This window comes from Mesorhizobium sp. WSM4307 (assembly GCF_007003945.1).
Taxonomy (GTDB): domain Bacteria; phylum Pseudomonadota; class Alphaproteobacteria; order Rhizobiales; family Rhizobiaceae; genus Mesorhizobium.
In genome coordinates this window covers 269,690-283,331 of sequence record NZ_VFTB01000009.1, presented here as the reverse complement: position 1 = coordinate 283,331, position 13,642 = coordinate 269,690, and the positions used below count along the sequence as shown (strand labels likewise).

The following is a 13,642-nucleotide window of genomic DNA, read 5'->3' as shown; positions in this document are numbered from 1 at the left end:
TCGATGACCGGTCTGCAGGTGTTTGAAGCGGCATCAATCGGCTGGATGCGGGCGGTTGGCGCCGGGCTGTCGTTTCGCCCGGCCACGGATGCCGATCTGCCGTTCCTGTCACGGCTCTATGCGTCGACCCGCGCCGAGGAACTCGCGGTGACGTCCTGGACCGACGAGCAGAAGGCGGCCTTCCTCGACATGCAGTTCCGGGCGCAACACGCGCATTACATCAAACACTATCCCGCGGCCGACTGGCTGGTGATCATGCGTGACGGAGACGATATCGGTCGCCTCTATATCGAGCGCTGGCCGACCCAGCATCGCATCATCGATATCGCCCTTCTGCCGGCGCATCGGCGCAAAGGGCTCGGCGCGGCACTGCTCGGCGACCTTATCGACGAGGCATGGTTAGCCGGCAAATCAGCGTCGATTCATGTCGAGAAGAACAATCCGGCCAGACAGCTCTATGCCAGGCTCGGCTTCGCCGTCGCCGAGGACAAGGGCGTTTACGACCTGATGATGTGTCCTCCCCGGTGAAGCGCTGGTGCTCTCACGCGCCGCGATACCACGACACGATGGTGAAACGTTCGTTGCGCGTGACCGGTGTGACTTCGTGCGTCGTTTCCGAACGGAAGGCAACGAGCGAGCCCGGCAACGCCGGCATGGTGACGCGCAGGTTCGGACCGCTGTATGGCCCATGCAGGACCAGCGAGCCGCCGGAATAGCCTTCGGGCAAAGGATCGTCCGACTGACGGTTGAGAAAAATCACCGCCGAGATCTTTCTGAACCGCGACTCGTCGTGAATGAGCGGCGTGTTGCCATCCTGATGCGGCACGAAGAAATCACCTTCCCGGTAGTGAAGAAACTGCGGCTTTTCGCAGGTGCCGAGCGCGAGCCCGAAATGCCGTTCCAGAGCCGTCTTCTGCCGCGCCAACAGGGCATTCACCGGCCCTTCGGTCGCTTCCGACACCTCGGCGCGCCTGGTGCGGCGGACTTCGGGCCATGCCGGTTTTTGATCGGGACGCCCCATCACGCCGGCCGGACGGCCCGAGGCAGCCCGAATTTCCGCGCACAGCGCGCAGCATGCTGCTTCGTCAAGGACGCCGGCGATCTGGATATAGTCGATCATATGTCGAGCCGCCCCTCCGAACCGCCCTGTGCCCTGATCGTCGTCCTGACCGACCGGACCGTCGAAAATCAAAATCAGTTGAAGACAGCCTCGTACTGATAGCCGGTCGCGTCGGCTGAAACCGGCACGATGAAGATGTCGTCGGCGATCGCATCGCTGGTGAGGTGGTAGATGGCCTGCGGCAGGCCTATATCGCGCGGCCCCTTGAACAGAAGCGTGAAGCCGCCGCCAGGGCGTGGGCTGGAGGCGATCTGGTGAACGGCCGTCAGTTCGAGGCAAACCGCCCTGCCGCCAATCGCAACAGTGAAAACCGACCCAACCGCCTGCTTGAAATCCGATACCGACGCCATACCGTCTGTCTCACTCCGCTTGTTGCCGGGCGCAATGTCGCCGCTTCGCGGCAGGCTGTCCATAGGCTGGCAGCAGCCCCGAGGCCCGGACGAGACAATTCATCGCAAAATACCACGGCGGCCGTGCTTTTATGCGCGCCACGGACACTGTAGTACTTTGTCCCTGCGCCGGAGTCTTGGCCCAACCAAGATCAGCGCAACAAGAGCAGATGCCAGTCCTGGGGTCTGATGTGGAGGAGCCGGCCTGATCGGCCGGCGGGAGAAAGGGACGGACCATGGCTGATATCGGGGCGAAGACGCAAGCTGCGCCGGCGGATGCTGCCATGCCGCTGTTCTATTCCAGGCCCGAAGCGCTCAACTCGGCGCGGCACGGCTCGCTGGGGCTGACCGCGCGCGGCGACTTTGCCTTCGCGCGCACCGCGCATGCCATTCCGGTGGTGGCGTCGGAAATGCCGGCGGCGATGCGCTCCTACCCGATCGTCTTCATCGGCCCGGCCAAATCCCCTGTCATCATCACCGGCGTGCGCCAGGGCGAGAACTTGTTCGTCGATGCCGACGGCCGGTGGACCGCGCCGCATTACGTCCCCGCCTATGTCCGCCGCTATCCCTTCATCCTTGCCGAGGACCCGACCACGGCAGGCCGGCTGACGCTGTGCGTGGACAGGGCAAGCGAGCGGGTCATCGACCAGCTCATGGCGCCATTCCGCGATGACAAGATCGCGCCGTTCTTCAGCGGCAACCAGCCGACCGAAGCAATCAGGCAGGCGCTCGCCTTCTGCGACAAGTTCCAGATCGACTTCAGAGCCACCCGCGAGATGATCGACAGGATCGACGCGCATGGCCTGTTCGCGCCGCGCCAGAGCAAGGTGACGCTGGACGGCGGCGAAGTGCTCAACCTCACCGATTTCCAGGTGATCGACGAGCCGGCCTTCAACAGACTGAGCGACGAGGCCTTCCTCGACCTCAGAAAGTCCGGCGCGCTCGGTCTGCTCTACTGCCACCTCGCCTCGACCAACAGCTGGACATCGCTGGTGCACCAGGCATCGCTGCGCGGTAGGCCAGCCGCCTGAAAAGCGAAAGAGCCGCGGTCCGCCGCGGCTTTTCGCTCCATGGAGGGATAGCTGCGCCGCGCGAGCTGTCCGCTCTCGCCGGTGGTCAGATCATGGCATTGGTGTGCAGAGTGCCCTGCGCGACAGGCTGACGGACCTCCCAGTGCTCGACGAGCTTGCCCTTCGCCAGCCTGAAGAAATCGACGATGGCGATGCCGGTTTCCTCGGGCTCTCGTTTGGCGTGCATGTGAACGATGACGAAATCGCCCTCGGCGAAGATCCGTTTGACCTCGCCCCGGACCAAGGGAAAACGTTGCCGAAGCTGCTGCAGATAATCCCGGAACCCCTGGACGCCATCGGCGATGTTCGGATTGTGCTGGGTGTAGCTCTCGCCAAAATGAACGGCGGCCGCGTCCAAATCTCCCTCATTCACCGACTTTTCAATGAAGTCGAGCACGACGGCCTTATTCGCTTCGAGCGTCGCATCGTGGAGCGCTGTGGACGTCTGGATGAATTGCTGATCACGCATGGATATCTGTCCTGTCTTGGGATGGCTTGAAGCCGGTTGCTGAATCGGTCCGGTTCACCGCGCCCCCGCACTTTCATCGACCGAGATGCGATGATCGATGGCTTGAACTTGCATATCCTTATCCAATCGTCTCAAATTGCGCCCTGTTTGGTTTTCGCGAAAGGAATACGGACGTGGACGTCTTGTCGGATGTCCTGGCTTCCATACAGCTGGGAAGTGCGGTGATCGGCAAGGCCACGCTGCGGCGTCCGTGGGGCATCTCGGTCGATCCCATGCGCAATACCGCCATTCATCTCGTGCAGCGTGGCGAATGCTGGCTGCGCCTTGCGGACAATGACGGACCCGTTCGTGTGGCCGAGGGCGACGTGATTCTCGTCGGCAGCGGTGTTGGTCACACGCTCAGCGACCCGGCCAATGCGCAGGTGTCGCCAATAGGCGCCGTGCTTTCGGCAACGCTCGATCCCGATGATCGGCCAGGCGTAGACGACGGGACGACGCTTCTGTGCGCCAAATATGCGCTGGACGGCGCGGGGCCGAACCCGATGGTGTCGCTGCTGCCGCCATTGATCCATCTGACGCGCGCACAGATCGCCGCCAATGAACCGCTTCGGCTGGCAACCGATCTGCTGCGGGTCGAGGCAAGTGGCGGCTTGACCGGCCACGACATCGTAGCGCCGCGTCTTCTCGACAGCGTGTTGGTCTTCCTGCTGCGGGCCTGGATCGAAAGCCAGCCGATCGGAACGGCGGGCTGGTTCGGCGCCTTGCGCGACAAAGGCGTGGCGCAAGCGCTGCGTCTCATCCACGAGCAGCCGGCAGTCCCGTGGACCGTTGCATCCCTGGCGCAAGCCGCATCGCAATCGCGCGCCACCTTCGCGCGGCGGTTCGCCCGGCTGGTTGGCGAACCGCCGCTGGCCTATGTCACGCGCTGGCGCGTCAACCTCGCTGCCAAAGCCTTGCGGGACAGCAATCGAACCATCGACGAAATCGCTCATGCGGTCGGCTACGAGTCGGCGCCATCGTTCTCGCAGGCCTTTGCCCGGCTGACCGGGCAGCCGCCCGGCGGCTATCGCAGAGGTTTTCGGTCGTCCGAACCGGAAATCCAGCGCATTGCTTCCCCGAACGATCCGAGCCCCGAAAAGCAAAACGGCCGCCCGAAGGCGGCCGATTTAGCACTTGATTCCCCTTGAGGAAATTGGAGCGGGTGAAGCGATTCGAACGCTCGACCCCAACCTTGGCAAGGTTGTGCTCTACCCCTGAGCTACACCCGCTCACACGGCGTCTTGGCCGCAAGCCGGGCCTATATGGCTGAAGAGCGCGGCGATTGCAACAGGGAAATCGCAGGCTTTTTTCAACATGCCAAAGGATGCCGGCAAACCGCCCGCGGCGCGGGGATTTCATCGGCCTGTCGTGCGATGGCCTTGTGTCGGCCACCGCATTGGCCGTAAACGGCAAGGCGGAAAAACGACGAAGAAGACAATCGATGCCGAAGACCGAAGCCGAACTTTTTGCCTTTCTCGCCGAACTCGGCATCGCCGTTTCGACGAAACGCCATCCGCCGCTCTATACGGTCGCCGATTCGCAGGCGCTGCGCGGCGAAATCGCCGGCGGGCACACGAAAAACCTGTTCCTGAAGGACAAGAAGGACAATTTCTTCCTGGTCACCGTCGGCGAGGAGGCGGTCGTCGATCTCAAGCAGATCCACCAGCTGATCGGCGCCGCCAGCCGTGTTTCCTTCGGCAAGCCGGAGATGCTGATGGAGCTCTTGGGCGTCTCGCCGGGCGCCGTCACCGTCTTCGGCGTCATCAACGACACGGCGCACCGGGTCAAGCTGGTGCTCGACGAGGATTTGATGGCGCATGCCGTCATCAACGCCCATCCGCTGACCAATGAGGCGACGACATCGATCGCGTCGGCCGATCTCATCAGATTCGTCGAGGCAACCGGGCACGATGCTGCTATCTTGAAAGTCTCGGCATGATCGCCACATGCATGGCGAAACCGACTTCCAATGACATGGCGCCGACCCGCGGGCCGGCGGCGCGACCGAAAGGGTGACGAGATGAGCGACAACAAGCCGTTTGGCGGGTCATTCGGCAGCAGTGGCGGCCAGTATGCGCCCACCGTTCAGTATGGCGGAACCGCAGCCGCGCCGGCAAAGGTCGCGCTTGGCGAAGCCGCGCCTCCCGCCGCCACCGGCGATGTCATCAAGGACACCACGACCGCCGCCTTTGCCGCCGACGTCATCCAGGAATCGCGCCGCCAGCCGGTGCTCGTCGATTTCTGGGCGCCGTGGTGCGGCCCCTGCAAGCAGTTGACGCCGCAGCTGGAAAAGGCGGTGCGGGCCGCCGGCGGCAAGGTCAAGCTGGTCAAGATGAACATCGACGATCACCCCTCGATCGCCGGCCAGCTGGGCATCCAGTCGATTCCGGCCGTCATCGCCTTCAAGGACGGCCAGCCGGTCGACGGCTTCATGGGCGCCATCCCCGAAAGCCAGATCGCCGAATTCATCACCAAGGTCGGCGGCAAGGGCAATGGCGCTCCGGCCGTGGCCGAGGCGCTGGCGGCCGCGACGGAAGCGCGCGAGGCCGGCGACATGCAGACGGCCGCCGACATTTTCGACGCCATCCTTGCGCAGGCGCCGGAGACGATCGAGGCGATCGCCGGGCTGGGCGAGCTGCTGTTCGAGGCCGGCGACACGCAAGGCGCCGAGGCTTTGCTGGCAACGGCGCCCGAGGCCAAGAAGGACGCGCCTGTTCTCGCCGCGCTGCGCGCCAAGATGGCGCTGGCCGCGCAAGCGGCGGAACTGGGCAATCCGGCCGAGTTCGAGCGCCGCCTGGCCGAAAACCCCAAGGACCATCAGGCGCGTTTCGACCTGGCCATGATCCAGAATGCCAGGGGCGAACGCACGGCGGCAGCCGACAACCTGCTGGCCATCATCAAGGCCGACCGCGGCTGGAACGAGGATGGCGCCAGGACGCAATTGCTGCAGTTTTTCGAAGCCTGGGGCATGACCGACGAGGCGACGCTGGCCGCGCGGCGCAAATTGTCGGCGCTGCTGTTTTCCTGAGCCGGCGGCTGTTTCGTCGCACGGGCTTGTGGTCGGCGGCGGCTGCGCCAGATTAGGAAGCTGACTTCGGCCAAGCCGACGATCCCGGCGGCGGGCGGCGAATGAAGTCGATCGGAGGAATGTGGTGCAAGCGGGAAACGCGCATTACCGGCTGGCCAAGGATCTGCCGTCGACGATCCCGATCTTTCCGCTCGAGGGCGCGCTTTTGCTGCCGGGCGGGCGCATGCCGCTCAACATCTTCGAACCGCGCTATCTGCAGATGGTGGACGAAGCGGTCGCCGGCTCGCGGCTGATCGGCGTCATCCAGCCCCGTCTGGACGGCGCGCTGCGCGAGGATGGCGAGCCGGAACTGTGCAATGTCGGCTGCGCCGGCCGCATCATCGCCTTCTCCGAAACCGGCGACGGCCGTTACCTGATTTCTCTGCAAGGCGTTTTCCGCTTCCGCATCGCTCATGAACTGACGGTCAAGACGCCGTTTCGCCAGGCAAAGCCGGCGCCCTTCCTCGCCGATCTCGATGACGATCCGGCGGCGAACGAGATCGACCGGCCGGCACTGCTCAAGGCGTTCCGCGCCTATCTGCAGGCCAATGACCTCGAGGCCGACTGGGAAAGCGTCAGCCGCGCCGAAAATGCCATGCTGGTCAACGCGCTGTCGATGATGGCGCCCTACGGCCCGGCCGAGAAACAGGCGCTGCTCGAAGCCGCCGACCTGAAGACGCGCGCCGAAACGCTGATCGCCATCACCGAAATGGCGCTGGCGCGCGAGAATGAGGACTTTGGCTCGAGCCTACAGTAAGATGTGCCGATATTCAGGTGATGCCGGCCTGCAAATGGCGGCTTCCTGCGCTTCCGGTGCTCACGTACGGAAAGTACGCTCCGCTCCGGTTCTCGGAAGCCACCATTTTCGACTCGGCCTGACCTGAATCTCAACACATCTTCAGATAGTCGGTCAGGAGGCAATAGAGTGGCGGCTGATGGGCGTGACGGAAAGAAGATCAATGTTGATCCCAAGCTGCTGGAACTCCTGGCCTGCCCGCTGACCAAGGGGCCGCTGGCCTGGGATCCAGAGCGCGGCGAACTGATCTCGCGGGTCGCCAAGCTCGCCTATCCGGTGCGCGACGGCATCCCGATCATGCTGCCCTCCGAGGCGCGGACGCTGTCGGCGGAGGATGTGCTGGCGCCGCCGAAGCTGAGTGGGCCGTCTTAGGGTATATCGATATTCAGGTTATGCCGGCCTGCAAACAATGGGTTGCTGGGCTTGCGGCCTTCGCCGGCCGAAGCACTCATAAGTAGCTTGTCAGTCAAGGCTACGGCCGGCGTAGGCCGGTGCTCACGGGGCCGGTGTAGGGGCGGTACCATTCATCGCGTCGTTATCCCAGGGCGGAGCAGCCGCGCAGCGGCGTCGCGGAGACCCTGGGATCCATGCCGTGACTTATGCGACGCGCGAAAGCGGGCCAGAACCAGGTGCCTTTCTTCCCACGGTGTAGAGACGCAATTCTGGACCGTGGCACTCTTCGGTTGATGTCGCGGAATGGATCCCTTGGGCTGCGGAGCAGCTCCTCGGGTCTGCGCGACGGAGCTTCGCTCCTGCTCCGCCCATGGATGACGAAGGTGCGTGTGGCGCTGCCTACTGAAAATTACGCCCCTTGGGCATGACGCTTTCCGCCTCTTCCGACAGCATCGCAATATCCTGCCCGACCGGCGCGTTGCGTATCGCGGGTCGGCTGTCGCGAATGGGAGCCTCAGCTTTCGCTGCTGGAGGGGAAGCGCCCGGCGCTCCGGCCCCGCTGACCTTCTCCAGAAGCACGGTCAGCCAGGGCGTCAGATCCTCGATCTTTTCGGCGACGATATGGATGACACCGGATTCCGACTGCAATTTGCCGGTGACCTTGACGAAGCGCGCGCCCATGACGATCGGCCGGAAGCGGTTAAAGGTCCGCTCCCAGAAGATGACGTTGGCGACCGCCTTGTCGTCCTCCAGCGTCAGGAAGATCGCATTGCCCTTGCCGGGACGCTGCCGCACCAGGACGAGGCCGGCGACGGAAACCCGCCTGCCGTCGCGTACCGAAGGCAGGTTGGCATTGGGCGTGACCCCGGCGCGGTCGAGCCGCTCGCGCAGGAAGGCGACCGGATGCGCCTTCAGCGACAGGCCGAGCGAGCGGTAGTCGTGGATGACATGCTCGCCGAGCGGCATTTTCGGCAACTTCGTCTCCGGCTCCAGCTCGCGCAGGCGCAGCGCCGGCTGGTCGAACAGCGGCAGCTTTTCGGCCGCACTCCTGGCGCCCAGCGCGCGCACTTCCCACAGCGCGGCACGGCGGTCGAGGCCGACCGAACGAAAGGCATCGGCCTGCGCCAGCCGCTCGATCTCGTCGACATCGAGGCCGGAGCGCAGCCAGACGTCACGGACGGTTTCGTAACCTGAACCCCGCCGCTTTACGAAATCCTCCATGCGTTCCTTGGAAAGGCCCTTGATCTGCCGGAAGCCGAGCCGCACCGCATGGTTCGTCTCGATGACCCCGCGCATATCGGCATGGCGCGGCAGGATGCGGGCCGGATCGAACGGCGCTTTTTCCAGGGTGCAGTCCCAGACGGAATAATTGACGTCGACCTCGCGGATGTCGACGCCATGGTCGCGCGCGTCGCGCACCAGCTGCGCCGGCTGGTAAAACCCCATCGGCTGCGAATTCAGGATCGCGGCGCAGAACACGTCGGGATAGAAGGTCTTGAACCAGCAGGAGGCATAGACCAGCAAGGCAAAGGAGGCGGCGTGGCTTTCGGGAAAGCCATATTCGCCAAAACCCTCGATCTGCTTGAAGCAGCGCTCGGCGAAATCCTTGGTGTAGCCCTTGCCGACCATGCCGTCGATCATGCGCTGGCGGTAATTGCCGATGGTGCCGGTGCGCTTGAAGGTGGCCATGGCGCGGCGCAGTTCGTCGGCCTCGCCCGGCCTGAAGCCGCCGGCGACGATGGCGATCTTCATCGCCTGTTCCTGGAACAGCGGCACGCCCAGCGTCTTGCCGAGAATCGCCTCGAGCTCCGGTTTCTGATATTCGGGTTTTTCCTTGCCTTGCCGGCGGCGCAGATAGGGGTGCACCATATCGCCCTGGATCGGGCCCGGCCGCACGATCGCCACCTCGATGACAAGGTCATAGAAATCCTTTGGCTTGAGCCTTGGCAGCATCGACATCTGGGCGCGCGATTCGATCTGGAAGACGCCGAGCGTGTCGGCGCGGCCGATCATGTCGTAGACGCGCCTGTCTTCCGGCGGCAAGGTGGCCAGCACATAGGGTTGGCCATAGGGATCCCGGGCTTTTGGATAGTGGTCCGTAAGCAGAGTGAAGGCGCGCTGCAGGCAGGTCAGCATGCCGAGCGCCAGAATGTCCACCTTAAGGATCTTCACCGAGTCGAGATCGTCCTTGTCCCATTCGACCATCTTGCGTTCGTCCATCGCCGTCTTGACGATGGGGACGATCTCGTCGAGCCGGTCCCTGGTGATGACGAAGCCGCCGACATGCTGGGAGAGGTGGCGGGGGAAGCCCATGATCTCATTGGCCCGTTCCATCACATGGCGCGATGTGGGGTCGCTCCGGTCGAGGCCGCCGGCGCGGGCTTCCTTCTCGCCGACCTCGGAGGTCGACCAGCCCCAGATCGAGCCGGACAGGGACGCCCGGACATCCTCCGACAGGCCCATCGCCTTCGACACTTCGCCCAGCGCCGAACGGCCGCGATAGCTGATGACGGCGGCGGCGAGCGCGGTGCGCTTGGAGCTGTATTTCTCGTAGATGTACTGGATGACGGTCTCGCGCTTCTCATGCTCGAAGTCGACATCGATGTCGGGCGGCTCGTTCCTCTCCTCGGAAATGAAGCGTTCGAACAGCGTGTCGATCCGGTCCGGCCCGACTTCGGTGATGCCGATGCAGAAGCAGACGATCGAATTGGCGGCCGAACCGCGCCCCTGGCAGAGAATGTCCTGGCTGCGGGCGTATTTGACGATGTCGTAGACCGTCAGGAAGTAGCGGGCGTAGTTGAGGCGCTCGATCAGGGCGAGCTCTTCCTCGATGCGCTTGATCACCGAATGAGGCACGCCTGAGGGATAGCGCCTGGCCGCCCCCTCCCGCGCCAGTCTTTCCAGCTCTGCCTGCGGCCCGAGACCGGATTCCGTCGGCTCGTCGGGGTAATTGTACTGGAGGTCGCTGAGCGAGAAGGCCAGCTCTTGCGCGAACAGCAGCGTCTCGGCCAGCGCCTGCGGATGCCTGCGGAACAGGCGGGCCATTTCCAGCGGCGGCTTCATATGGCGTTCGGCATTGGCGCTGAGTTCCAGCCCGACCTCGGCGACCGGCGTGTTGAGGCGGATCGCGGTCAGCACGTCCTGCAGCGGGCGGCGTTCGGCGGTGTGGTAGAGGACATCGTTGGTCGCCATCAGCGGGATGCCGGTGCTCTGGGCAAGCGCCGCTGCCTGCTCGATCCGGAAACGGTCATTGCCCGCATAACAGGGCGAGACGCCAAGCCGCAGGGCCCTGCCGAAGCGGTCCTTGAGCTGGCCAAGCAAGGCAAGACTGTCCTGCGCGCCCGCCGCCAGATCGGGCATGACCGCCAGCGAAATCAGATCCCCCCATTCGAGCAGGTCGCCGCGCTGGAGAAGGGTGGCGCCCTTTTCGGTCTCGTCGCGCAGATTGGCCTGGGTGAGCATGCGGCACAGATGCCCCCAGCCTGCCCGGTTCCTGGGATAGGCGAGAATGTCCGGCGTGCCGTCGCCAAAAACCAGCCGGCAGCCAGGGTGATAGGCAAGCTTTTCGACCTTGGCCTGCTGCCAGGCGCGCACCACGCCGGCCACCGTGTTGCGGTCGGCAAGGCCGATTGCCGAGAAACCCATGAGCTTGGCCGCGACCACCAGCTCCTCCGGCTTGGAGGCGCCGCGCAGGAAGGAGAAGTTCGACTGGATGCCGAACTCGGCATAGGGAATGACGGTCAGCGCGTTCATGCGAAGACCCCGTGCATGAACCAGCGCGGCGCGGCTTGCGAGCCGCCGTAAAGCCCTTGCCGGTAGAGCCAGTAGCGGCGGCCGTCGGCATCCTCGATGCGGAAATAGTCGCGTGTCGATGCCGCGGCGTCGCCTGGCGCCTGGCGCCACCATTCGGCGGCGATGCGTTCGGGACCCTCGGCGCGGGCGACGCGGTAGAGCGCGCGCCGCCAGCGGAAATGCAGCGGCGGACCCTCCGGCATTTCGGTGGCCGGCACCTCGATGGGCTCGGGCGCGCGAAACAGCCGGATCGGCCGTTCCGGCGGAAAGATGGTTGTGGGCGCCCGCACCCTGTCCGGTCTCTTCGGCGGCGTGGTCCGGCGCGGCGCTTCGCTGAAGGGGACGATGGCGACGGCGCGCTCCGGCAGATGGCTTTCAACCGCGACCGGCTGCAGCACGGCGCCCTCGCCGAGCCGGGCGCGGATGCGGTCGGCGAACAGCGCGATGTCGGCGCCGTCATCGGTCACCTCGCCCGTCAGATCGGCCTGCGCCATGTCGAAGGCGGCGGCCGCCAGCACCGAAAGCCGCACCAGATCGAAGCCGTAGCCTGCGTCGATGTCCTGCTCGAGGGCGGCCAGCCTTTCATGGAACAGTTTCTGGATCAGCCGGGGATCGCGCATCGGCCGCGAGGTGCCGAGCGCGATGCGGCTGACGGCGCCGTCGACGCGGAAGAGCAGCAGCGCCAGCCTCCGCGCGCCCTCGCCGCGGCGTTCGAGATCGGTCTTCAAGGTCGTCGCCAGCAGGCCGACCAGCCGCTCGATGTCCTCGGTCAGGGTGACGGGTTCGGCGAGATGCCGCTCGACCGAAAGCGGCGCCACGGGAAGGCGCGGCGAGACCGCTTCGTCGAGACGGCCGAGCGCCTGGTCGAGGCGCAGCAGCAAGGTGGCTCCGAAGCGGCGGGCAAGCGGCGCGCGCGGTGCTGCCATGACGGCGCCCGCCGTGCGCAGGCCGACACTTTCCAGGCTGGCGCGGGTTTCCGGCGCTATGCGCAGTGCGGCGAGCGGCAGAGGCGCCAGCAGCGCTTCCTCCTCGCCTGAAACAACGATGCGGTCGCCGCAAAAGCGAGCCGCCGCCCAGGCCGCGCCCGGCGTCGGGGCAAGGCCGGCGCGGACATCGAACCCCTGATGGAAGAAGCGCGACAGGATGTCGTCCAGCATGGCGCGTTCGCCGCCGAACAGATGGGTGCAGCCGGTGACGTCGAGAAACAGTCCGTCCGCCCCATCCAGCGCCACCAGCGGGGTGTAGCGGTCGCACCAGTCGGCAAGGCCTTCGAGCAGGCGCCGGTCTGCCTCCGGATCGGCCTCGACGATGTCGATCGACGGATGCATGGCACGCGCGTCGGCAATGCCCATGTCGCGCTTCAGGTGCAGCGCCTCAGCCCGCTCGTCGAGGGCTGAGATGCGCTGCGCGTTGCCCTGGCGGTGGCTGATCACCAGTGGCGGATGAGATGGCGTAGGGTGATCTTGGGGCCGGGAACGCCAGGACCGCCCCAGGCGCTGCCGCAGGATCCTTTCGGCCGCCAGATAGGGAAACCACAGGGACAGGATTCTTTGCCCGGCCTGTCCGTCCTTCCTCGCCCCTTCTTTCGTCGAATACGCGTTCATCGGGGTTCCACTCCAGTGTGAATTGTCCAGGCAAGGCCGTGCGGCTCTTGCCGATGCTGATGGTGAAGGCCGGGCGGCCGATCGATCCGGCGAGCGGCCCGGCGACGGTTTCGCGCGGCACGGCCGGCGCCGGCGAGACGATGAGGCGGACGGGCGCCGCCGTCGGTTCCGGCTCGGCCGCCTGCCGCAGCAGGAATACGGGGCGGCCGGCACTTTGCGCCCTCGCATGCAGCCGGCGCGTCGCGGTCAGGTCGAGCCGCAGCGGGTTGCCGCGGATTTCGAGGATGACGGCGGCGAGCGCCGTCATCCGCGCTGCTTCCTCGGCGACCCATAGCGCATCGACGAGTTTCGGCGCCTCGGAAAACAGCAATTGCTCAGGCCCGATGCCGAAGCAGGCCTGCAGTCCCCTGGCATAGGGAAAGCCCGCCTCGCGGAAGATTTCCGTGGTGCCGATCCACAACACCGGCAGCCCTTGCGCCTGCTTGAGGATCAGGCTGGCGAGCGACAGGGCAAAGCCGGCGACGGCTCCGGCATCGCGGGTTTCCAGGCCATGGATTTCGCTGAGCGCCGCCTTCGGTAGCCCACCGCTCAGGGCGGCATCGAGAGGGTCGACGCCGATCGGCAGGAAGGCATCCGGCAAGGCCGCGGCAAGACCGCGCCGGACGATCGTGAGATCGGCGCTGGCGTCGGCATCAAGCGGCGCGCCAGCCGGCGCCTGCAGGCGCTCGGGCAGCGTTCCCTCGATCTTCGCGATCTGGCGGCGCAGGGCAAAAACAGTCTCCCGCGCCACGGCTGATATCGCCATGACGGTCAGTGTCCACTCACAATTGTTCCTGTTATGTTCCTATTGATTCCAGAGGGTGACGGAAGAGTCAAGCAGAGTCACAAGGAATTTATTCCTGC

Annotated in this window: 13 protein-coding genes and 1 tRNA gene; 7 read left to right on the top strand and 7 right to left on the bottom strand. The window is 65.2% G+C overall.

Annotated elements, in window-relative coordinates; all coding sequences use genetic code 11:
* Nucleotides 1-3 precede the first annotated feature (3 nt).
* Nucleotides 4-528: a GNAT family N-acetyltransferase gene (locus FJV83_RS23265; protein WP_142878247.1), complete on the top strand. Its 525-nt coding sequence runs from the start codon at nt 4-6 to the stop codon at nt 526-528.
* Nucleotides 529-541: 13 nt separating this feature from the next.
* On the opposite strand, the gene FJV83_RS23260 is transcribed toward FJV83_RS23265, so the two are convergent.
* Both FJV83_RS23260 and FJV83_RS23255 read right to left on the bottom strand, forming a co-directional pair.
* A complete protein-coding gene (locus FJV83_RS23260) occupies nt 542-1,120 on the bottom strand; it encodes a 2OG-Fe(II) oxygenase (protein ID WP_142887292.1) in 579 nt (192 codons plus the stop codon).
* Between the two features lie 74 nt (nt 1,121-1,194).
* Nucleotides 1,195-1,470: a hypothetical protein gene (locus FJV83_RS23255; RefSeq protein ID WP_095775661.1), complete on the bottom strand. Its 276-nt coding sequence runs from the start codon at nt 1,468-1,470 to the stop codon at nt 1,195-1,197.
* A gap of 275 nt (nt 1,471-1,745) precedes the next feature.
* Here FJV83_RS23255 and FJV83_RS23250 point away from each other — a divergent pair, with 275 nt between their 5' ends.
* The gene (locus FJV83_RS23250) at nt 1,746-2,540 is read left to right on the top strand and encodes a SapC family protein (protein ID WP_142887293.1); all 795 of its coding nucleotides are present in this window, start codon (nt 1,746-1,748) and stop codon (nt 2,538-2,540) included.
* An 85-nt stretch (nt 2,541-2,625) separates the two neighbouring features.
* Here the strand turns inward: FJV83_RS23250 and FJV83_RS23245 are convergent, their stop codons facing one another.
* A complete protein-coding gene (locus FJV83_RS23245) occupies nt 2,626-3,048 on the bottom strand; it encodes a nuclear transport factor 2 family protein (protein WP_095775568.1) in 423 nt (140 codons plus the stop codon).
* Nucleotides 3,049-3,221: 173 nt separating this feature from the next.
* Between FJV83_RS23245 and FJV83_RS23240 the strand changes: the two genes are divergently transcribed.
* Nucleotides 3,222-4,235, top strand: coding sequence for an AraC family transcriptional regulator (locus FJV83_RS23240; RefSeq protein WP_142887294.1), 1,014 nt, complete (start codon nt 3,222-3,224; stop codon nt 4,233-4,235).
* A 6-nt stretch (nt 4,236-4,241) separates the two neighbouring features.
* Here FJV83_RS23240 and FJV83_RS23235 read toward each other — a convergent pair.
* Nucleotides 4,242-4,316, bottom strand: a tRNA-Gly gene (locus FJV83_RS23235).
* Nucleotides 4,317-4,528: 212 nt separating this feature from the next.
* Here FJV83_RS23235 and FJV83_RS23230 point away from each other — a divergent pair.
* The 4 genes from FJV83_RS23230 (at nt 4,529) to FJV83_RS23215 (ending at nt 7,322) form a co-directional block, all read left to right on the top strand.
* Nucleotides 4,529-5,026: a prolyl-tRNA synthetase associated domain-containing protein gene (locus FJV83_RS23230; RefSeq protein WP_142878251.1), complete on the top strand. Its 498-nt coding sequence runs from the start codon at nt 4,529-4,531 to the stop codon at nt 5,024-5,026.
* An 81-nt stretch (nt 5,027-5,107) separates the two neighbouring features.
* Nucleotides 5,108-6,115 carry a thioredoxin gene (gene trxA, locus FJV83_RS23225; protein WP_142878252.1) on the top strand — a complete coding sequence of 336 codons (1,008 nt, stop codon included), beginning with the start codon at nt 5,108-5,110 and terminating at the stop codon, nt 6,113-6,115.
* Between the two features lie 124 nt (nt 6,116-6,239).
* Nucleotides 6,240-6,911, top strand: a complete 672-nt coding sequence (locus FJV83_RS23220; protein WP_027047556.1) for an LON peptidase substrate-binding domain-containing protein — start codon at nt 6,240-6,242, stop codon at nt 6,909-6,911.
* 168 nt (nt 6,912-7,079) lie between these two features.
* Nucleotides 7,080-7,322, top strand: a complete 243-nt coding sequence (locus FJV83_RS23215; RefSeq protein ID WP_095775566.1) for a Trm112 family protein — start codon at nt 7,080-7,082, stop codon at nt 7,320-7,322.
* Nucleotides 7,323-7,742: 420 nt separating this feature from the next.
* Here the strand turns inward: FJV83_RS23215 and FJV83_RS23210 are convergent, their stop codons facing one another.
* The 3 genes from FJV83_RS23210 to FJV83_RS37085 are packed head-to-tail and all read right to left on the bottom strand — an operon-like array spanning nt 7,743 to nt 13,544.
* A complete protein-coding gene (locus FJV83_RS23210; protein WP_142887295.1) occupies nt 7,743-11,096 on the bottom strand; it encodes an error-prone DNA polymerase in 3,354 nt (1,117 codons plus the stop codon).
* Complete coding sequence (locus FJV83_RS23205) at nt 11,093-12,568, bottom strand: DUF6504 family protein (protein WP_142887296.1); 1,476 nt, start codon at nt 12,566-12,568, stop codon at nt 11,093-11,095. Before FJV83_RS23205 ends, FJV83_RS23210 begins: the two co-directional genes overlap by 4 nt.
* On the bottom strand, nt 12,510-13,544 hold the full coding sequence (locus FJV83_RS37085; RefSeq protein WP_142887297.1) for an ImuA family protein: 1,035 nt from the start codon (nt 13,542-13,544) through the stop codon (nt 12,510-12,512). The genes FJV83_RS23205 and FJV83_RS37085 overlap by 59 nt, the downstream gene beginning before the upstream one ends.
* Between the last annotated feature and the right edge of the window lie 98 nt (nt 13,545-13,642).